The 19654-nt window shown below is 61.4% G+C and carries 21 protein-coding genes and 2 pseudogenes; 19 read left to right on the top strand and 4 right to left on the bottom strand.

Annotation, left to right across the window (positions count from 1 at the left end):
- Window positions 1-25 precede the first annotated feature (25 nt).
- From PKO50_RS09905 to PKO50_RS09870, 8 genes are all read left to right on the top strand, one after another.
- Window positions 26-886, top strand: a complete 861-nt coding sequence (locus PKO50_RS09905) for a ParA family protein (RefSeq protein ID WP_275629556.1) — start codon at window positions 26-28, stop codon at window positions 884-886.
- Window positions 873-1109 carry a type II toxin-antitoxin system HicA family toxin gene (locus PKO50_RS09900; protein ID WP_275629555.1) on the top strand — a complete coding sequence of 79 codons (237 nt, stop codon included), beginning with the start codon at window positions 873-875 and terminating at the stop codon, window positions 1107-1109. Before PKO50_RS09905 ends, PKO50_RS09900 begins: the two co-directional genes overlap by 14 nt.
- Complete coding sequence (locus tag PKO50_RS09895; protein ID WP_275629554.1) at window positions 1102-2778, top strand: ParB family protein; 1677 nt, start codon at window positions 1102-1104, stop codon at window positions 2776-2778. Before PKO50_RS09900 ends, PKO50_RS09895 begins: the two co-directional genes overlap by 8 nt.
- A gap of 17 nt (window positions 2779-2795) precedes the next feature.
- Window positions 2796-3356 carry a DUF2857 domain-containing protein gene (locus PKO50_RS09890; RefSeq protein ID WP_275629553.1) on the top strand — a complete coding sequence of 187 codons (561 nt, stop codon included), beginning with the start codon at window positions 2796-2798 and terminating at the stop codon, window positions 3354-3356.
- A gap of 2 nt (window positions 3357-3358) precedes the next feature.
- Window positions 3359-4543, top strand: coding sequence for an STY4528 family pathogenicity island replication protein (locus tag PKO50_RS09885; protein WP_275629552.1), 1185 nt, complete (start codon window positions 3359-3361; stop codon window positions 4541-4543).
- Between the two features lie 163 nt (window positions 4544-4706).
- Window positions 4707-5486 carry a PFL_4669 family integrating conjugative element protein gene (locus tag PKO50_RS09880; protein WP_275629551.1) on the top strand — a complete coding sequence of 260 codons (780 nt, stop codon included), beginning with the start codon at window positions 4707-4709 and terminating at the stop codon, window positions 5484-5486.
- Window positions 5483-6040, top strand: coding sequence for a DUF3158 family protein (locus tag PKO50_RS09875; protein ID WP_275629550.1), 558 nt, complete (start codon window positions 5483-5485; stop codon window positions 6038-6040). The genes PKO50_RS09880 and PKO50_RS09875 overlap by 4 nt, the downstream gene beginning before the upstream one ends.
- Window positions 6037-6432, top strand: coding sequence for a single-stranded DNA-binding protein (locus tag PKO50_RS09870; protein WP_061561469.1), 396 nt, complete (start codon window positions 6037-6039; stop codon window positions 6430-6432). The genes PKO50_RS09875 and PKO50_RS09870 overlap by 4 nt, the downstream gene beginning before the upstream one ends.
- Before the next feature lie 157 nt (window positions 6433-6589).
- Here PKO50_RS09870 and PKO50_RS09865 read toward each other — a convergent pair whose 3' ends face one another.
- Entirely contained in the window at window positions 6590-6958 is a 369-nt protein-coding gene (locus PKO50_RS09865; RefSeq protein WP_275629549.1) for a histone-like nucleoid-structuring protein, MvaT/MvaU family, read from the bottom strand.
- Between the two features lie 368 nt (window positions 6959-7326).
- On the opposite strand from PKO50_RS09865, the gene PKO50_RS09860 reads away from it, so the two are divergent.
- The 5 genes from PKO50_RS09860 (at window position 7327) to PKO50_RS09840 (ending at window position 13160) form a co-directional block, all read left to right on the top strand.
- Window positions 7327-9330 carry a DNA topoisomerase III gene (locus tag PKO50_RS09860; protein ID WP_275629548.1) on the top strand — a complete coding sequence of 668 codons (2004 nt, stop codon included), beginning with the start codon at window positions 7327-7329 and terminating at the stop codon, window positions 9328-9330.
- Between the two features lie 803 nt (window positions 9331-10133).
- Window positions 10134-11699, top strand: coding sequence for an ATP-binding protein (locus PKO50_RS09855; protein ID WP_275629547.1), 1566 nt, complete (start codon window positions 10134-10136; stop codon window positions 11697-11699).
- Between the two features lie 290 nt (window positions 11700-11989).
- On the top strand, window positions 11990-12241 hold the full coding sequence (locus PKO50_RS09850; protein ID WP_275629546.1) for a hypothetical protein: 252 nt from the start codon (window positions 11990-11992) through the stop codon (window positions 12239-12241).
- A 46-nt stretch (window positions 12242-12287) separates the two neighbouring features.
- On the top strand, window positions 12288-12656 hold the full coding sequence (locus PKO50_RS09845; protein ID WP_275630456.1) for a hypothetical protein: 369 nt from the start codon (window positions 12288-12290) through the stop codon (window positions 12654-12656).
- 135 nt (window positions 12657-12791) lie between these two features.
- Window positions 12792-13160, top strand: a complete 369-nt coding sequence (locus tag PKO50_RS09840; RefSeq protein ID WP_275629545.1) for a DUF3085 domain-containing protein — start codon at window positions 12792-12794, stop codon at window positions 13158-13160.
- A gap of 179 nt (window positions 13161-13339) precedes the next feature.
- Here the strand turns inward: PKO50_RS09840 and PKO50_RS09835 are convergent, their stop codons facing one another.
- Both PKO50_RS09835 and PKO50_RS09830 read right to left on the bottom strand, forming a co-directional pair.
- Window positions 13340-13726 (bottom strand): type II toxin-antitoxin system VapC family toxin, encoded by a 387-nt coding sequence (locus PKO50_RS09835; protein WP_275629544.1) that lies wholly within the window; start codon window positions 13724-13726, stop codon window positions 13340-13342.
- Window positions 13727-13729: 3 nt separating this feature from the next.
- Window positions 13730-13984: a type II toxin-antitoxin system prevent-host-death family antitoxin gene (locus PKO50_RS09830; protein WP_275629543.1), complete on the bottom strand. Its 255-nt coding sequence runs from the start codon at window positions 13982-13984 to the stop codon at window positions 13730-13732.
- Between the two features lie 540 nt (window positions 13985-14524).
- Here PKO50_RS09830 and PKO50_RS09825 point away from each other — a divergent pair.
- The 4 genes and pseudogenes from PKO50_RS09825 to PKO50_RS09810 all read left to right on the top strand — a co-directional run bounded on the left by PKO50_RS09825 (window position 14525) and on the right by PKO50_RS09810 (window position 17297).
- Window positions 14525-15414 (top strand): annotated as a pseudogene (locus PKO50_RS09825) (DUF3577 domain-containing protein).
- Window positions 15415-15610: 196 nt separating this feature from the next.
- Window positions 15611-16438 (top strand): DUF932 domain-containing protein, encoded by an 828-nt coding sequence (locus PKO50_RS09820; protein WP_275629542.1) that lies wholly within the window; start codon window positions 15611-15613, stop codon window positions 16436-16438.
- A 185-nt stretch (window positions 16439-16623) separates the two neighbouring features.
- The gene (locus PKO50_RS09815) at window positions 16624-17022 is read left to right on the top strand and encodes a hypothetical protein (RefSeq protein WP_275630455.1); all 399 of its coding nucleotides are present in this window, start codon (window positions 16624-16626) and stop codon (window positions 17020-17022) included.
- 15 nt (window positions 17023-17037) lie between these two features.
- A pseudogene (locus PKO50_RS09810) lies at window positions 17038-17297 on the top strand (hypothetical protein).
- Between the two features lie 757 nt (window positions 17298-18054).
- On the opposite strand, the gene PKO50_RS09805 reads toward PKO50_RS09810, so the two are convergent.
- Window positions 18055-18474, bottom strand: coding sequence for a transcriptional regulator (locus PKO50_RS09805; protein ID WP_275629541.1), 420 nt, complete (start codon window positions 18472-18474; stop codon window positions 18055-18057).
- Between the two features lie 235 nt (window positions 18475-18709).
- Here PKO50_RS09805 and PKO50_RS09800 point away from each other — a divergent pair, with 235 nt between their 5' ends.
- Entirely contained in the window at window positions 18710-19267 is a 558-nt protein-coding gene (locus tag PKO50_RS09800) for a type 1 glutamine amidotransferase domain-containing protein (RefSeq protein WP_275629540.1), read from the top strand.
- 30 nt (window positions 19268-19297) lie between these two features.
- Complete coding sequence (locus tag PKO50_RS09795) at window positions 19298-19621, top strand: hypothetical protein (protein WP_275629539.1); 324 nt, start codon at window positions 19298-19300, stop codon at window positions 19619-19621.
- Window positions 19622-19654 lie beyond the last annotated feature (33 nt).

The following is a 19654-nucleotide window of genomic DNA, read 5'->3' as shown; positions in this document are numbered from 1 at the left end:
TCCACTACGCATAGAGGAGCGCACCATGAACGTGATCGCGATCATTTCGACGAAGGGCGGAGTCGGCAAGACCACCATCGCAGCCAACCTGGGAGCATTCATTGCCGACGCCGGCCGACGTGTGCTGCTGATCGACCTGGATGTACAGCCCACCTTGTCGTCCTACTACTCACTCAGCCATCGCGCCAGCAGCGGCATCTACGAGCTGCTGGCATTCAACGAGCAGCCCCTGGCGGATCTGGTGTCGCACACCACGATCTCAGGCCTGGATGTGGTGCTGTCGAACGACGAGCACCAGCAACTGGGAACCCTGCTCCTGCATGCCGCCGATGGGCGCCTGCGCCTGCGCAATCTGCTGCCGTTGTTCCGTCCCCACTACGATCTGGTGCTGATCGATACCCAGGGCGCGCGCAGCGTCCTGCTGGAGATGGCCATGCTGGCGGCGGATATTGCAGTGTCCCCGGTCACACCGGAAATTCTGGCCGCGCGTGAGTTGCAGCGTGGGACACTGCAATTGATCAATGCGATTGCGCCTTACCGCCACCTGGGCATCCAGCCACCGCCGGTACACCTGTTGATCAACCGTGTGCCAGCCGTTTCCTCGAATGCCCGTCTGGTACAGCAAACGCTGCGCCTCATTTTCCGCGAGCACAGCGAGATCCAGATGCTGCGCACGGAAATCCCGGCCATCGAGGCAGTTCCGCGCGCGGCCACTGCGGGGCAACCGGTACACCGGGTCGAGTACCGCCGCCCGTCCGGGCGCCAGGCACCAGCAGCCCTGGAAACCATGCGCGCCCTCGCCGGCGAGCTCTGCCCGCAATGGCAGGAGCAGTTCGCTCGTGTGACCGGCCGAACCGATGGGAGACAATCCCATGAGCGCACATGAATTTTGCCACGGCCACAAACGACTGTTACCGCTGATCGAATTCGCCCTGAGCGAAGACTGGCAGATCAGCCGGACGAGTGGCGGTCACCTGAAGTTCACCAAGGAGGGCCTGCCACCGATTTTCACCAGTTCAACGGCCAGCGACTACCGGTCCAGCCGCAACGTTTGGGCACGCCTACGCCGCCCGAGTCGCAACCTGCTCGGAGGTGGTCCGAATGGCTGACCTAACTCCCAAGGAAATGGCCGGCAAGCTGCTGGCCGAAGGGTTCTCGCGCAACGGCCCCGTTGCGACAAGCCTCAGCGCCCCCATCGCCGAAACACCGATGGTCGTGACGCTGGACGAGCTATTCCCGTACGAGCTTGACCCACGGATCACTCGCAATCCACGCTACGACGAGATCAAGGCGTCGATCCGCGAACGAGGTCTCGATGCGCCTCCGTCGATCACCCGGCGACCTGACGCGAATCACTACATAATCCGCAACGGCGGCAACACCCGGCTGGCGATTCTGCGCGAACTGTGGTCCGAAACGAAGGATGAACGCTTCTTCCGCATTCCTTGCCTGTTCCGCCCATGGCCCGCTCGTGGCGAGATCATCGCGCTAACCGGTCACCTGGCGGAGAGCGAACTGCATGGCAGCCTGACCTTCATCGAGCGCGCGCTAGGCGTCGAGAAGGCCCGCGAGCTGTACGAACAGGAAAGCGGCAAACCGCTGTCGCAATCCGAACTGGCTCGCCGCCTCAGCGGCGATGGCTATCCGGTCCAGCAATCGCATATCAGCAGGATGCAAGACACGGTCCGCTATCTGCTGCCGATCATTCCCAATGTGCTGTACAACGGACTGGGACGCCACCAGGTCGAACGGCTGGCTGTGCTACGCAAAGCAGCGGAGTTGTCCTGGGAACAACGCGCTGCCGGGAAGTCGCTGAGCATCGACTTCGAGACGCTGTTCAACGATGTCCTCGCCCCCGTCGATACGCAGCCAGAAGCGTTTTCCGTGGCACGGGCCAGGGATGAACTCATAGGCCAGATGGCGGCCATCCTTGATACCGACTACAACCTCCTGGAACTGGAAATCGATAGCACCGAGCATCGCCAACGCGTCGTGGCCAGTCCTCCATCAATACCGGGTAACCCGGAGCCTGATGTTGGCAGAACCAACGTCAGAACCGCACCGAAGCCCCAGCCGGAGCCAACACCCGCAGCGCCACGGGACGGCGACGGTACTACGCCGCCCCCTACCGCATTCTCCGCTACGCCAGCCCCGCCGCCTTCGCCATCATCCAGGAAGGAACGGAGGCCAAACCCTCCTCTGGAAGGCGACACGACGATGCGCATGAAGGAACACATTGTCTCACCTGCCGCCACGACGGAGCGCCTGCAGGCCATTCAGCAACTGGTGGCCGAGCAGACCGGCAACCCGTTACCGGTGTTCGCAGACACGGTACTGCAGGCGATTCCTGTACAGGTCGGCGGCCTATTTCCGATCACGGACATCTGGTACATCGAGCCAGGGCTAGACTCGCCAGATCGACTGCGCATCCACATTGCGCAGTTCGCCCATGAGATCGCCGAGGAAGCCGAGCTGACCGACAGCATCGAACCACTCGATGCCGGCATCGGCTTCGACTGCAAGGCCCCCCAGCATGCTGCGGCAATCGCCCTATTCGCTCACAGGGTGCTCGCGCTACTACATGCGCTGAGTGCCCACTACGACGGCAAGTGGGACGATCAGCGCCTGAGCGACAACTTCGGCGCACTGCTGCTCGGCTCTAAACTCAACAACGCGCAACGCCTGAGCGACAACGGTTTGGTGAAGTTTTTCCGTCTCGTGAGACTGGCACGTCGACTGCTCGACCTGGAAGCCAATCCAGTCGAGGCCGACAACTGAACCGGCCGGAGGCAACCATGTCGGCACCTCATCCGCTGAACCAGGCTGTTGTCGCGCAGGTTCTGCACGACTTACGCAACGGCCAGCTTCGCCGCTGCCTGTCCATGGGGTTCAGCGAGCGTGAACTGGATGTCCTGAAGCAACCGGCATTGGTGAGCCTGCTGACCAACGCCCAGGTGCCTTGGTGCACCGTGAAGGTCAATACGGAGATCCTTTGGCGGCTGGTCGGTCAGTTGGACGACATCGAGCATGAGATCGCCACGGTCGACCGCATGCTGCGCCTGGGTGCCAGCACTGAGATGGTCAGCAAATTCTACGGTTTGACCCACCAGGAGGTTGCTTTACGTCGTGACGTCATCGGCCTGCCCAAGCGCAAGGGGCGTCATCCGGTACTGAGCGAAGAGCAGGAAACATCCCTGTGGAAGCACTGGAAATCTGGCATCAGTGAACGTGGTATTCCGCTGGAAGACGACAGTGCCATGCTGGCGTTGACGATGGACCTGGCCGAAACCTTGTCCTTGCCCATGTCGGTCATCTGGGCCGCGATACGGAGTTGGATCGACCAAGGCTTGGTGTAACCATGGCCTCGTCCGATTGGCCACCTGTCGGTCCCTCGCCTCTAGCCGCTCTGCTCGAGGACGCGCTACGAGGCCTGGCGCCACCTCAGAGTTCGTCTCCAGTCGGCGATGGTTTTCTCTACAGTGGCAACCGCCAGGAGAGCGTCCCCCGCGCCCTGCTCCTCGACCGGCGTCTGACCCCGCTGGAGCGCAATGCCTGGCAGGTGTTTCGACTCCTGCTTAATGCCGACGGCGTGACCGCATTTCCAACCTACGACCAGTTACGCCTGTACCTAGCCTCGACCCCTTGTGCGGAGCAGGCCTCGCACGAAACGGTAGCCCGAACGCTGACCCTGCTGCGACTGACCCGCTGGCTCAGCCTCGTGCGTCGGCGGCGAGACACCAAAAGTGGCCGCCTCCTCGGCAACCTCTACGTTCTACACGACGAGCCCCTGACCCCCTACGAAGCCATGCAGCTCGATCCAGAGTATCTGGGCCTGGTCAGCCACTCACTCGACCATGCCAGCAAGGCGATCCGACAGGTCGGGTACTACGCCATTCGGGAGCTCGCCGAAGACCCATTGCTCAGTGGCCGCCCTCTGCCGACACGACTGCAGGTGCTGGCCCAGCGCATGGCGCAAAGCAGAGTCGAAGCAGGCAACGTCCTTCCCCAAGAGGCGGACAAACACGAATCCGATGAGCTCCTCGAGTCCCCTCTTCGGAATGGTGGAAGTCCCTCTTCGGATTCCGAAGTAGGTGGCAAATCCCGTCAAACCGGCCCTCTTCGGCATCCGAAGCAGGACCGTACTGAAGTACTGAGTACTCGTATAAAAAGATCTGTACGTACGGAGCCGTACACGCGAGCTCACCAGGACCTGCGGTTACCGGAACGCTTCCTGGCCTTGAAGGATGAACAACAGGCCGGGGCGCTAGTGGCCTTGCAACAAGTCGAAGCCGAGTTGCGACAAGCCGTGCTGGATGAGTGGGCGGCGCGTTGCCGTGGCAATGATGTGCGCAAGCCGGCCGGCTATCTGTTCGGCATCATCCAAAAAGCCATCCGCGGCGAATTCAAGGTCTGGGCTGGACAAGGTAGGAACACGTCCGAGAGCGATGAAAATATCGAACCTCCAGACCAGCAGCCAGCCACTCCCGGTGTTGCCCAGATGCATCTAGCGCAGTTGCATGCACTACTTGGGCGAAAGAGATAAAAGCCACTCTAGAACTCAGTAGCACTATCCCCAGGGGATAGGTGGAACAGGGGGCCTTCCTCTACCAGCAAACCTGGCTGCGTGTCGGTACGGTTAGTTGACTGACGGCCTTCCCCTCCCCCCAGCACGCTGACGACTCGTTCCCTGACGGCGAGTCGAGCTCATGGCCAACGACACCCTGCAACTGAACCTTGGGTCCCTTCGTGCACCGATGTCACTGACGTTGCATACCCATCATGCCTCACGGGTCTGGCACGGCCGCGCCCCCGCGGAAGGTCGGCCCGGTATCGTCGGCCTCAATGGCTTCATCGCCGTGATGAACAAGATGAAGCGCGGCGCCGAGCAGGACGATCCTTACAGTGACTGGTGGATGCTGCGAATCGAGGAAAAGTTGACGCAGACCAAGGAAACCCTCCAGGCCCTGCGCGAACAGATCGACCTGGCCCTGGCCGACATCCCCTCAGCCATCTCGCTAGGGGAAAATCTGAATATCCAGCCAGTCCGGCTACAGTTGTTCGTGAATGCGCAGTTGGGCTTCGTGGCGATCTATCTGTTGGCCGACTACGACAACCTGGCTCGCAAGTTGATCCTTGCGCACCACACCGCGCTGATCGACCGTTCGACGTTGGAACGGTGGCTCAACGAGGGCGCCCACGCGCTGCGCAGCCTGTTCAGCCTGGCCCAGCAATACCGATTCTCCGGCTGCACCAGAGACGACTTCGCGGCGAAAAATGCCGCAGCCCGAGCGGCGATCGAGAAGTTCGGCGAACTGCCGCAGGACGTGCTCGAAGGTGTCCGTCGCTCTCGCTATGCGCCCCCCATCGTTCGGCGTTCGGCGCCGGCGACCTCTGCAGGGCTTGTCGCGGGCGACGACGACTTTCCAGTTGGGAGCGTTGATGCCCCGGTGACAAAGGCGGACGCCGACGGAGATGCATCGGTATGACGACCACCCCGGCATCTGCAGCAGCCCGCCGCTTTATCCCCCTGGGACAGGCTGACTTCCAGAATCTGGAACACGCAGCCTCTCTAAAAGGCCTTTTACGTCCCTTTCCTTTTAAAGGTAAGGGGGCGCTGACTGAGTGGGCCAGCCAGTGCCACGCGCTACGTGACGAGCTGATCGCGCTGGCGCAGCGGCGCATGCTGGCACAGGCCAACGCCTACCCCTTCCGCTTGTTGCCCGTACAACTGGCCCAGCAAGCGACTGGCGCAGGGACCGTATTTCTGCGCTGGCGCAAGCCCGACCGTTCGGCGATGGGGGTGGCCCTGTGGCAAGAACTGATCACCAGCCATTCCACTCCCGAATCGCTGATCGACGACCTCCATGCGATGGAAGTCCAGCGCATCGTCCTCAACATGCAAATCAGCCTACTGCACACGCTGGGCCGTCAAGCCCAGGAATGCGCCAACAAGGTAGCCCGCGCCGAATCGACCTACCTGCAGCGTGTCTACCGGCACGACCTGCCCATCCGCACCACCTACCCCAAGGAGTCACCATGAGCACTCATTTCGTTGGCGAGGGCAATATCGGCTCGGCGCCAGAATACCGGGAGTTTCCTAACGGCAACGACGAGCCGCGCCGCCTACTGCGCCTCAACGTCTATTTCGACAATCCTGTTCCGACCAAGGACGGCTTTGAGGACCGCGGTGGCTACTGGGCGCCTGTCGAGTTGTGGCATCGTGACGCCGAGCACTGGCGGTCGCTGTACCAGAAAGGCATGCGCGTTCTTGTCGAGGGACGCACTGCGCGTGACGAGTGGGAAGATGCCGACGAGAACGAACGAGTGACCTTCAAAATCGAGGCTCGACGGGTCGGGATACTACCCTATCGGCTGGAGTCGGTCGTGCTGAGCCCGAAACCGATAGCTGACGCAGGTACCGCAGGCGAATAACTGAAGGTCGAAGAACTCGGTGGAACTATCCCCAGGGGATAGTTCCACCGAGATCCATGGAGTTCCAGCGCGCTCTCTGAACGATATTACTGGTCAGCAGCACCGGGCACGATTTCGCCCCCTACAACCACGGAAGGACCACTCACTGGTCCTCCCATCATTTGACCAACCAGGACTCGACGGTATCGTTACCGTATTCGGTCTTCCATGCCTTCAGCACTTTGTGGTTCCCACCCTTGGTTTCCACAGTTTCACCGGTGTGAGGGTTCTTGTAGACCTTTACGACACGCGCCTTGCGCCGCGCATCGACCTTGTGGCTGACCTTACGGCCAACAACGCCAGCTGCCGGATCCAGGATCCCAATGATATCTTTCAGGTTTTTGCCATAAGTGCTCATCAGCTTCTTCAGCTTTTCTTCGAACTCGATTTCCTTCTTCAGGCTCGAGTCGTTCTTGAGCGACTCCAGGTATGCAAGCTGCTCGGCAAGAGCCTTTTCGGCGGCACGAAACTCTGCCAGACGGGACATATTGGACTCCTATTATTAGATAGAGGGAAAACAAAATTATTATAAGACAGCCAACCTAATGGCAGCCAGAGTAAAAGCAAGAGATAACCATATAAAATATAAAGATACTCATGCAATCCAACATGACGAGTTGAGATCCCTCTCCTCGTCAATGAGCACATGTTTGTTGGCTTGGCAATCGGAGTGGGATTTTTCATGACGGAGCAAGCTTCGACCAAGATCCTTTGACCCCTGCACTCGCCAACCGAGCTACTCGCCATTCTCTCTACTGAAAGCGGGCTCACTGTCTCCGCCTAGTTTGCTGCTCTGTACATCGTATCCGGGAACCCTGGCAGTCATTCCATGATCGCCAGCGGCCTGGAGAACTTATGCGTGTGTTCCTGTGCGAGAAGCCCTCCCAAGGTAAGGACATCGCCCGCGTGTTAGGCGCCAGGCAACGCGGAGCTGGGTGCTATAGCGGCACCGGACTCGTCGTCACCTGGTGCATCGGGCACCTGGTCGAGGCGGTTCCGCCAGAAGGCTACGGTGAGCAGTACAAACACTGGAGGCTCGACCAACTCCCCATCATCCCTGAGCAATGGCGTGTCGAGCCCAAGCCGGCAACCGCCGCGCAGTTCAAGATCGTCAAACAATTCCTCGCCAAAGCCTCCGAACTGGTGATCGCCACGGACGCAGACCGTGAGGGAGAGATGATCGCCCGAGAGCTCATCGAGCTATGTGGCTACCGCGGTCCCATCCAGCGGCTGTGGTTGTCAGCCCTCAACGATGCCTCCATCCGCAAGGCGCTGAGTACGCTCAAGCCAGCAAACGAAACGCTACCGCTGTACCACTCTGCGCTCGCCCGCGCCCGGGCGGACTGGCTGATCGGCATGAATCTTAGCCGACTGTTCACCCTGCTCGGTCGGCAAGTCGGATATGACGGTGTGCTGTCGGTTGGTCGGGTGCAGACACCAACGCTAAAGCTGGTGGTGGATCGCGACCGTGAGATCGCGTGCTTTGTCTCCGTCCCCTTCTGGGCAATCGATGTCGAGCTGTCCCATGGCGGAAAGAGCTTCATCGCGACCTGGATGCCTCCCAATAGCACGGTGGACAAAGCCGGCCGCTGCCTGCAGCCGACAACGGCACAACAGGCCTACGAGCGCCTTCGCACAACTGGCAGTGCGACCGTCGAGTCGGCCGAGACGGAGCGCGTACGCGAAGGTCCACCGCTGCCGTTCGACCTCGGGACGCTTCAGGAGGTGTGCTCCAAGCAGTTGGGGCTGGGTGTCCAGGAGACACTGGATATCGCGCAGGCCCTGTACGAAACGCACAAGGCAACAACCTACCCTCGCTCAGATTCAGGCCACCTGCCCGAAAACATGCTCGCTGAAGCGCCAGCGGTTCTTGCAGCCCTGCTCACCACCGATCCCTGTCTGCAATCAGTGCTCAGCTGCCTGGACAGGACACAGAAATCTCGCGCCTGGGACGACAACAAGGTAACCGCTCACCACGGCATAATTCCGACGCAGGAGCCCACCAATCTGTCAGCCATGAGCGAAATGGAGCTCGCGGTCTACCGCCTGATCCGCGGGCATTACCTCGCGCAGTTTCTGCCGCACCACGAGTTCGATCGCACAGAGGTACGGCTGGTCTGTGCTGGGCAACAGCTGACTGCCGTTGGTAAACAGGTTGCCGTAATGGGTTGGCGCGAAGCGCTGGCAATGCCCCCGGAAGAGGATACGCAGACCGAGGAAACGGTACAGCGCCAAGTGCTGCCGCCTTTGCATGCTGGCACTTCTTGCCAGGTCAACAAGGTCGACCTGAAGAGCTTGAAGACACAGCCACCCAAGCCCTATACCCAGGGTGAACTGGTCAAGACCATGAAGAGCGTCGCCAAGTTCGTCACTGATCCGCGCCTGAAGCAGAAGCTCAAGGAGACCGCGGGTATAGGCACCGAGGCGACGCGTGCCAGCATCATCAACGGCCTGCTCGGGCGTGGTTACCTGCTGAAGAAAAGTCGTGCCGTGCGCGCATCCGGTGCCGCCTTCACGCTCATCGATGCAGTACCTGCGGCGATTGCTGATCCTGGCACTACAGCACTCTGGGAGCAGGCGCTGGATATGATCGAAACCGGGCAGATGACGCTGGAGAGCTTTATCTCCAGACAGGCCTCATGGGTGAGGCAACTGGTCCAGCAGTACCGCAACAGCACGTTGGCCATCCTGCTACCCAAAGCCCCCATTTGCCCCCGGTGCAAGGCACCGATGCGCCAACGTACCGGCAAGAATGGCGCGTTCTGGTCATGCAGTCGCTACCCAGACTGCAAGGGTTCCCGCCCCATCGAGCAGCCGACAGCCGGACAAGGCTCGCCACGTACGAAAGTCACGCGCTAAGACTTCCTGAGCCCCTCTGTCGTGCCAGTATTCGGCACTGCGGCAGACGTCCCGCCGGCCCGGTGGGACCTCCCAAGCACACCTTCCCTTCCGCAATGGTGTGCCCCCGCCAGCCTGCAGCTGTCTCTGTGCGGTGCGAAGGTCACTCCTCCGAGAATCGCGGAACGCCCCTTCAGCTGATCAGTCTCTTCCGTTGCCCGCGATGGGTCCCCTGGCACCTTGCCGAATTACCAGCGAGTTGCCAGGAGACCCATCCGGGTCGAACGGTAATCGGTGCCGGCGCCTACCGGCGAAACAACGGGTTCCTTTTGTGCGCGGATGCGTGCCGAAGGGTATCGGCCCCAGCCACGACACGGGCCGAGTGCGATTGCTGCGACAACGGATGGCTTTGACGACAGCCAGACCGTTCAACCAGCCCACTGTGGCGACTTCCTCAAACGCCGGAGGCACAGCCTTCGGCGGCCTTCTCCTGCTGCTCACGCAACCAAATGAAGGCTCAGCCCGTGACCGGCAGGAACCGGACACGCCCACCTTCCGATAATCCCACGACACGCCAGACCAAGTTCCCAAGTCTTGCCGCAGGTATCGCTGATCGTCAGCGCCCCCGGCAACCAAGGTCTTCAAGGTTGCGCTACGTCCCGTAGTGACCACAGCCGTCCGCCCGCATCGCCTTTGCGGACATACGCCAGCCCTCGGCGTCGATGCCATCTGCTTCCGCGCCTCAATCATCCGCAGCGCGCCCCGCGCTGTCCCACGGGCCTCTTCTTTCACGCCCCTATGGGCCCTCAATCAGGAGCTACGCCATGAGCACGATTCGTCTCAAGACCAACCAGCATCAGTTGATCGCCAGCCTACGACATGCCTTCACTCCGGCCTCCATGCTGGGTGAGCTGCTGCAGAACGCTCGCCGGGCCAAAGCTCAGCACATCGAGGTCATCGTCGACAACAACACGCTCATCGTGCGCGACGACGGTACCGGCATTGCCGACCTGCAAACCCTGATCTTCATCGCCGAGTCCGGTTGGGACCAAGAGCTGAAAGAGCGGGAGAACGCATTCGGCCTCGGTATCCTGTCGACCCTCTACTTCGCCGAATACCTATCGGTACATTCGCGCGACCAAACCTTCCGCGCGGCCACTGCAGCCATCATCCACGGCGATGCCATCGAGGTTCATCCCGCCGTACCGCGCCTCGGTAGTGAAATACAGCTGGAAGGCGTGAAATCACCGCAGGCTACACTCACCTTGTCGCAATGGACGGCGGCACAGCTAGAGCGTCTATGCGAGGCATTCCCCGTGCCCATCTCGTTCAACGGTGTCGACCTTCCTCGGCCCTTGGCTGACCCCACCTTGCCCTGGCGTGAAGCAGCCGTGGGTAAGGTTCTACTCAACCTCGACACACCACCGTCACGGTGGCGCTGCTTCCTTCAGGGGCTCCCCCTTGGCGGCCGTTACTCGACCGATCCCAGGCAGCAGGTCGTACTGTTGCGCGATGACATGATCGCTCGTCTGCCCGATCGCCAGCACCTGCTCAACGAAGAGACGGACAACCGGCGGATACAGGACGCCATCAACACCGCCTACCGGCAGGCACTGTTCGAAGCCAAGGAGCAACTGTCGGGCAGCGACTTCGTATCGTCGTACGCGGAGACCTGCCTGTCATCCTCGAATGCAGACCTGCTGAATGACGTCCCCTTCGCGCCCCGTGCATGGTTCCGCAACTGGGAGGGCGAACCACCTGGCTATCGTCGCTTCTGGGATCATCATCCGCTGAGTGGGATCGTGGCCCGCCTGGATCTGGAGGAGAAAGGCGTCTGGTCCATCGAGAGCGATGGCCGCGAGGAGTTGGCAGCGGAAAGCTACCTCGCCGCGCGGCAAGCCTTCCTGCTGGAAGAACCTCGTCTCGATGAACAGCACTGGCTGCGGCAGGTACGCCGAACCACCACATCTGATCAGGTGTGCGTCCACCATGGCGCCATACTCTATCGCGAGGACACGCCTCCTTTGGCCGAGGCCCTCGAACTGGTCCTGGTCGAAGCGCTGAACGTCAGCTTGAAAGGTGAGCCAGGCCAGTACCCGGTCAAGGCACTCCGCCAGGACGATACGCTCTACCTGACACCGAGCGCCGACTGCGTGACGCCACTCGTATCCGACTACATCTTCGATGATCGATACGACGAGGATGCTGAAGTGGAGGATGACGAGACGCTATCGACCTTCATCGCCGTAGGCTGCTCACAGGTGCCCAGTGAAGTCGTAAAAGCACTGCTACCTCGCGCGCTGCGCTTCGCCTCCCAGCCCAAGCTCGCCAAGGTAGTGGTTCAACTGATCTTCGATAGAGAAGGGAAACTGCTGGAGGTGAAATCCTGACCGCGGCCATGAACGCTCCTTCGGGAGCGTTCTTTTTTCCCCACCACGATCTACCGCTGAGCTGAGCAATCGGAACACCTCCGGTTTCCCATTCAACGCTGACGCCCTTCCTTCCCATCTCGAAGCTGCTTCCCATGTGTCGTCGGCTTCGGTCGACACCATGCCAGCAGCAGGGATCCTCTGGCTGCGCCGCGGAATTCCCGCGTCGATCCACCCCGTCCGTCTCGCACCGCTTCTACGGACGAGCGCCCTCCAGGCGTCGGTGCTTCTAGCTCATTCGGGAGGTCTTTATGTCCCATGCGTCCTCATCCGCCCCACTCAGCGTCGATCAGGCTCGTACCGAATCTGCCGGCTACCTCGCCCTGGCCCTCCTTGGCGAGCGACGTCCCCTGCAGGTTCTACCCAGCGCCGCGGGACACTATATCGGCACCGCCGACGAAGACGGTCCGGTTTCGCGCGAGTCCGTCGAGTGCTTCCCCTCACATGCCGAAGCCAGCCATGCCCTGGAAACCGGGCAGTGGCAACAGCGACTGATCCCCTAACCGCTTTTCTTCAGGAGATGATCCATGAGCCAGTCTCTACCCCGAACTGCTGGAGCAGATCGCACTTGAGGATCTGCACTTCGCCCAGGCTCCCGCAGAGTTCTTCAAGGCCTGGAAACGAGGTGTCGAAATCGCCGGAGCGGAGTGGTTTGGCGACGGTACGCGCGAAGGCCTTCAATGCGCCACCAACAAGTGGCACCTGCGTCCGAACCTGCTGCAACTCAACGATGCATTGGGCGTTCTGAGCGGCGGCCAGCGGATGTTCTTATCCAGCATGGTGAGCTTCTACGACGCCCGAGAAGGCGGCGCCATGCTCCGGCGCTGCCAATTCGAAGGGCTCGCCGATCTCGGCGGCCTCGACCTGCAACGCCGCAAGGTCATCGCCGATCTGCTGCTTCACTACAACGGCTGGTGAGGACTTCCAGCTACTCCTCCTCCCACTCCACGGGGACAACGCCCTCGAGGCGCCATCCCTTCTTCAATCCCCACGTCAGAGCCAACCTCTTTCCTTTCCCCTGATCTGTCATCTCACCTTGCAGGAGATACCTCCATGTCTCTTCGATTCAAAGGGGCAGACCTTCGCCCCGTGCTCGCCGAAGCGATCTCCAATCGGTGCCGTGTGGTCCTGGCCAAGGACCACGGTGTGTACTTTCTCGCTGAACGTGGCGAACGCCGCCCGGAGGATGGGCGCCAGAAGCTGCTCGCCTACGCGGTCGGCTGCAATCCGGACATCGATCCGTTCGATGATTGGTGGGAGCGCTCTTGCGCCGAGCTTGGCGGCAATGACTTCGGTGAGCACTTTTCCCCGCAGACCAAGGTCTTCGCGCACATCCTCGCCAGCGAGGACGATCTCGAGTTGTCAGCCACCGCAACACACCTGGGCCTCAAGCCGATCCCACCCCTTTCAGGCGATCGCTGACATCTCTCTTCACTGCCCCCGCTCGCGGGGGCCTTCTTCTTTTCGTGCAGCCCAACGACCGCGCCCCTCCGTCTCCAGATCGAAGCGCCCTCCCTCGCCGGCCGATGCCGGCCCGCTCAGGAGACTTTCCGCGCGGCCCGTTCATGATCGATCACTCTACGCGAGGCGTGTAGAGGGAATTACAGCTTTCTGATTGGCCCGGGGTACTGCGCAATGGCGGAATCGTGCGTCACCAGGAGCATGCCTTCGGCGATAGCTTGGGCTACCAAGAGCCGGTCGAACGGGTCGTTGTGGTGATGTGGAAGCGCACCGACACCGATCGTATGGGAGCTGAGAATTGGCAGTTCCTGATAACCGGCACCCATCAGCGCTGCGTACAGAAGGCTTGGGTCGACCTGGAAGTCAGGCTTGCCTAACGAGTTTTTGATCGAGACTTCCCAAATGCTTGCGGCGCTGAAGAACAACTGGCTTGACGGAGTGTTGATCATGTTACGGGCAGTTGCCGGAAGGGAGGGTGAATTGGCAGCTGCCCACAGCAGTATGTGCGTGTCGAGAAGAATCCGCATTGATTAGCTCTCGCCGTAGAACATCGTCTCGATGTCGGCAGCGAACGGCGAATCAATGTCATCGGGGACGACGATCTGCCCCTCCAGCATACCGATGCGCTTTACAGGCTCATCGGAGATCGCAGTTACCTTCACCAACGGCTTTCCGGCTCTGGCGATGACGAATGCAGCACCTTTGCTTGCCTGATCGACGAGCTTGGACAAGTTCGTCTTGGCATCGTGGATATTCACGATCTCTAAGTGGTTAATGTTCATCATGGCCCTCTCCGATCCAATGGGCTTTGGGGTTTTACGGGTTACATTTACGGGGTCGATTCAGTTAGTCCATTAAACTCAACCAACTAAACCAGATTAGTTAGCCCTCGTTGGTTTTGCAAGCGATCTTTATATCAGCCGGCCGATCACCAGATCATGGTGCGATCTCAAAGTTCGATGCCTTGTAGACGTCCATGTGAGCTCCCTACGAAGAGTTCATCGCCGGCTACTGCGGTGACTGACCAATACGGTCCTTCGTTGTTGCCGATTCCCCCTAGTCCCGATAAACACGCGGCGCCAGGCTGACTCCATGTTCCGCTGACGCCGTCAGCAACATGCCAGGCAATCGGGGTCTTCGAGATTGCCGCGCAGCATCTGCTGCGTGACCGCCAGTTCGCACCGCATCCCTTGCGCGAACGACCACCGGCCCGCCGGTGACGGATGCAGACCCAACTGTTCCTCAACCCACCGCGGGGTTACTCACCTCCCGCAGTGGGTGGGTGTGTCTCCGCTTTCTTGTTCTCAAGTCAATGGAGACTCGCCATGACCAGTACTGACTCCAACCGTAAGTACTTCGACATCCACACCGCTGGTATCGCCTACATCCAACGTATCCGCGAGGTGCCGGTGAAGGGCAAGCAAAACCTATCGTTCCTCGCATGCACCGTGGCAGCGCTCTTCGGTCCGGCAAAGGACCCGATCCGTCGCTACTTCGACGTGCGCGTGTCCGGCGCCGATGCCAAGAAGCTCATCGAGCCGTACATTGGTATCGATGATCCCAAGCAGCGGCCCCTGGTTCGCTTCCGTCTCGGCGACCTGTGGATCGACCCATTCCGCAGGCCCTCGGGTGAACCCGCTGCCAGCATGAAGGCCCGCCTCCTCAAAGCCGAGTTGCTGGATCGCAGCGTCCTGGACGAAATCGAGTATCACCAGTTGCTCACCCGCGGCATCGGTTATCTGAAGAACCCCAAAGTGGTTCAGAACGGCGGGAACCCCTTCCTGTCGTGCGCCATCGCGGCATTGACCGGCCCGGTCGACCTTCCGCCGGGTCAGCGGGAATACCGCTACTTCGACACCATCGTCACGGATGACAGCGCTCAGAATCTGGTACATCACCACATGCAAGCCGTTGAAGCAGAGAAGAAGGTGTTGCTGGCCTTCACGCTCAACGACATGAAGGCAGAGGCTTACATCCGCAGCAAAGGCGATCATGCCGGCGAAGTGGGTGGCAGCCTGAAGTCGAACCTGATCCAAATCGGCCTGATCAAGATCGATGGCCAACAGGTCTATCCGCTGAACGCCGAAGCAACTGACTCCGAAAGTGCTCCAGCACCGGAAGAGACGGTTCCTGCGAAGGACGACAACGATAGCCCGCCCCCTCCACACCCGAGCAGGCCCCTGTCGAGGAGCCGCCGCGGGCTGCATCGTTCTGACCCGCAGGCCCATCCCGGGCCATGTCTTTGCCTCAGCTCTCCATGCCCCGGCACTTCGGTGTCGGTGGCATGCGCGGCCCGTCACCTGTCATCGCTCAGCCAGCCCCGTCCCCGGGGCTTTTCTCATCCCATGCAGTCACGCTCGCTGGCCTTCCAGGTCCGTGAGCGATTGCCGCAATTTTCAAGGAGAACGGCCATGCAACTTGCCTCCCGTTTCGCTCCCCACTCGCCGATACTGCGCGCTGACCATCCGCTGTCCGATGATCAGATTCGCTCGGTGGCACCGTCCATCTTCGCTGAAGCCGCGCACGGAAGCCGGTCCGAACGCTACAGCTACATCCCCACCGCCGCAGTGCTCGCCGAACTGCGCAGCGAAGGGTTCGAGCCCTTCATGGTGTGCCAGACCCGAGTGCGCCATGAGGACCGCCGCGAATTCACCAAGCACATGCTGCGTCTTCGCCATGCCAGCCAGATCAATGGTGACGAGGCCAACGAAATCATCCTGCTGAACTCGCACGACGGCACCAGCAGCTACCAGATGCTCGCCGGCCTGTTCAGGTTCGTCTGCCACAACGGCCTGGTCTGTGGCGACACCTTCGCGGATATCCGGGTGCATCACAAAGGCAACGTCGCCGAGCAGGTCATCGAAGGCGCCTACGAAGTCCTGAAAGGCTTCGAGCATGTCCAGGAGTCCCGCGACGCGATGCGCGCCATCACGCTCGATGACGACGAAGCGTTGCTACTGGCTCGCTCCGCCTTGGCCCTCAAGTACGACAGCCCCGACAGGCCGCTGCCGATCACGGAGGAACAGGTGCTGATGCCGCGACGTGGCGACGACAGGCGCAGGGACCTCTGGTCCGTCTTCAACCGTGTGCAGGAGAACCTGGTGAAAGGTGGTTTGTCCGGCCGCTCGGCCAATGGTCACCGTCAGCGCACCCGCGCCGTCCAGGGCATCGATCAGAACATACGGCTCAACCGTGCGCTCTGGATGCTCGCCGAGGGCATGCGCCAGCTGAAGGCATGAGCACCAAGCGGATCTCGCCCCTGTGGGCGCGGTCCGCGCTCGGCTACGCCCTCAACAGCAGCGGAACCAGAAGCCTGATCAGCAAGCCACGTACGCATCATCGCCGCATCCGCGGTGCTTCGTCCATTCGCCAGGGCTCCTCCCCATACAGGGAGGACTCCGGCTATTTCGAGGAGACCTCCATCATGGGCTGGCTCTATTCTTCTTACTCCCGCTCCGAACTGATCCACGACCGGATCCAACCGGAAGAGCATCCACAGGCCAGTATCCGCGTCATCGCGCATACCCTGCGCGGCAACGTGCTCTGGTCCGTTGTCGAAGTCACCGCGAAAGTCGAAGGTGTCCACAAGGATCTCGCCCCCGGCGAATCCATACGCTACATCCGCTGCGACCTACTGCAACGCAGCGGCGGCCAGTGGGGCTACAAGGGCATGGATGAGTCCGTCCATCCGTACTACTACACGTGCCCGTTGAGTTACCTCGACATGGCGCCGGTGCAATCTTCCGAGTGGCGTGAAAGCGTTCGTGCCTACCACGCTAGGCGATGCACATCCCCAGCTGCCACCGCGGCGCTGACAGCCTGAGCCAGGGGAACCGACATGGACCCGATCCTGGCGGCACTCCCACCCTCGTTGCTGGCATTCGTTGAAGAGCGGTTGTCCAACGACGAGGTGTCCTCCGGCGAGGAGATGCTGGAACACTTCATCGATAGCGGCCTCACCGAGCAACAAGCACGGCAGGCACTGACCTATCGCGACCGGTACCTCAACAACCTCTACCTGAAGGGATTCACGCCGATCTACGAGGGGCCAAGGCGCTTCGCTTCAACCCCCACACCCGAAAATTCGAGCCGGAATAGTCCGCATCATTCCATCCCCTCGGGGCAGCTACTGCCCCTGCGGGTGATGCTGCTCCCTTCCACCGAAGACAAGCCCATCCCTGCCGCAGAGACCACCATCGCAAGCTCCTCGCTAAGCCGCCTACAGAACAGGCCCCAACTGACAGCAGCTGGTTGTCGTCTTCATTCACCCAACCGGGGCGCCGTCCCCGGTTGGGCAGTGCCCAGCTCACAGTACACAGGAGCAAATCCCATGAACTCACAGCGCCCTAACGGCGGCAGCCGTACCACACTGTTCCCCATCGGCGCACTGATCTTCAGCGCTAGCGTTGACCGCCTGATGCGCGAATAGTGCCTCGACCCCATGCCGTACTTCCAGCGCCACGCCCGCGCAGACTGGGGCGACGTTAGCGATGAAAAAGACCGTTTAATAGTTGCCTTTCGACATGCTACTGCGGCTACTCGTCGACGCCATTGATGATCTTGTCCCAGTAGGAACCAATCAGGCGGATCCTCAGCCTATACGTTGAACAGAGTGAAATCGACAAAACCACTGGCGTGAAGCCTAGGCTCCAGCACTGGAGCCAATTCGGCGCACTTGGATAGCATGCCAACGCTCACCTTGCAGCGAGGTCTGACGTTGCTGACGACAATCAAGAAGCCGTCGGCCTTGGCTTCAAGGAGGTAACTGCCCTACACCTTCATATCGAACTTACAGAGGAGCTAAACAGGAACCGAAACCAGCCATATCGACCAATGTCTATCGCTGCACCTCGCCTCAGATCATCGGCTTGTCGTCGATTCGGTCCCGCGCGGTACTTGCGGCCAGGGCGTCGAAGGTTTCCGCGCTCAGCGCCTCCTCGCCCTGCTCGTCGAGCAGCCGGCGGAACACCAGGTGTTCCGGGAAGCTGCGGCCGACCAGCGTCAGCAGGCGCACGCCACGCTCGGTCAGCTCGAAGTTGTTGCCGGTGCCGCCATGGTCTCGCGGCCGGTCCTGGATGAAGCCGCTGTCGAACAGCACGCCCTCCAGGTCGCCGGCCACGCGCTTGATGTGGTCGATGCTGCCGCCCAGCGGCTCGCCCTGGGCCAGGCGTTCCTCGGCCACCTCCTCGCCGTACTCGCGGGCCTTGTAGGGTTCGTCGGCGCATTGCTGGGCGTGCAGCAGCAGTTGTTCGATCAGGTCCCAGTCGTAGCTCATGGCGTGTCTCCCGCGCTGTTCGTTTCGTTGGCTTGCCGGTGTTTCGCGCCGGCCCTGCCTGTTGCGACTGCCCAGCCAGCCATGGGTTCGAACGCACCGAGCAGCGGCGCGCTGTTCCGTTGGGCAATTCTTTCGAACTCGCCGCCGCCACGGCTTCCAAATCCTGGTGAGTGCCGCGCCGCGAGGCGTAGCCAGCCACTGCGCCCGCGTGGCGCTTCAGCGAAGGAGCCCGATCATGAGTGCGAACCTGCAAGGCAAGAAAGTCCTGATCATCACCGCCAACGCCGGCATCGAGCGCGACGAACTGCTGCGCCCGCTGCAGGCCCTGAAGGACCAGGGCGCCAGCGTCACCCACGGCAGCGTCAAGGGCGGCGAGGCCCAGACCTGGCTCAAGGACAGCGAGAAGGACCTGAAGGTGGAGTCCAACGCCCGGCTCCAGGGCCTGAGCGCCGCGGACTACGACGCCCTGGTGATACCCGGCGGCACGGTCAATGCCGACACCCTGCGCCAGGATGCCGATGCGCAGCGCCTGGTCCGCGAGTTCGCCGAGGCCGGCAAGACGGTCGCGGCGATCTGCCATGGCCCCTGGCTGCTGATCGATGCCGGCGTGGTCTCCGGCAAGACACTGACCTCCTATTCCAGCGTGCGCACCGACCTGGCCAATGCCGGGGCCGAGTGGGTGGACGCGCAGGTCAAGGTCTGCCCGGCCCAGGGCTGGACGCTGATCACCTCGCGCACCCCCAACGACCTGGCAGCCTTCAACGAGGCCATCGGCCAGGCCCTGGCGGCCTGAGGTCCATCCATCCAGACAGAGGGACAGCAGATGAGTGCACAGAATCTGGGCCGCTGGGAGCGGCTGTTCTCGGTGGCCCTGGGCCTGGCCGGGATGCGCAACGGTTTTCGTCGCGGCGGCCTGCAGGGCTGGCTGGAAGTGGGCGCCTCGGCGCTGATGGTCAAGCGTGGCCTCAGCGGTCATTGCCGGGTCAAGGCGGCGTTGCTCGAACGACGGGCGGACGAGGCCGGCGAACCGGCCATCGGTCACGAGGCCATGCCCAGCGCGGCGGCGCGGGACCACAGCAGCGAAGAGCGGCGGGTGGACAATGCCCTGGAGGAAACCTTCCCGGCCAGCGACCCCATCTCGCCCTGAGGAGGCGCGCTGGCCATCCCCATCCGGGCGGAT

Origin of the sequence: Pseudomonas sp. 273 (assembly GCF_029201425.1) — a bacterium.
In the GTDB taxonomy this organism is placed as follows: domain Bacteria; phylum Pseudomonadota; class Gammaproteobacteria; order Pseudomonadales; family Pseudomonadaceae; genus Pseudomonas; species Pseudomonas delhiensis.
The sequence above is the reverse complement of the archived record's forward strand: the minus strand, read 5'-3'. Positions and strand labels throughout refer to the sequence as shown.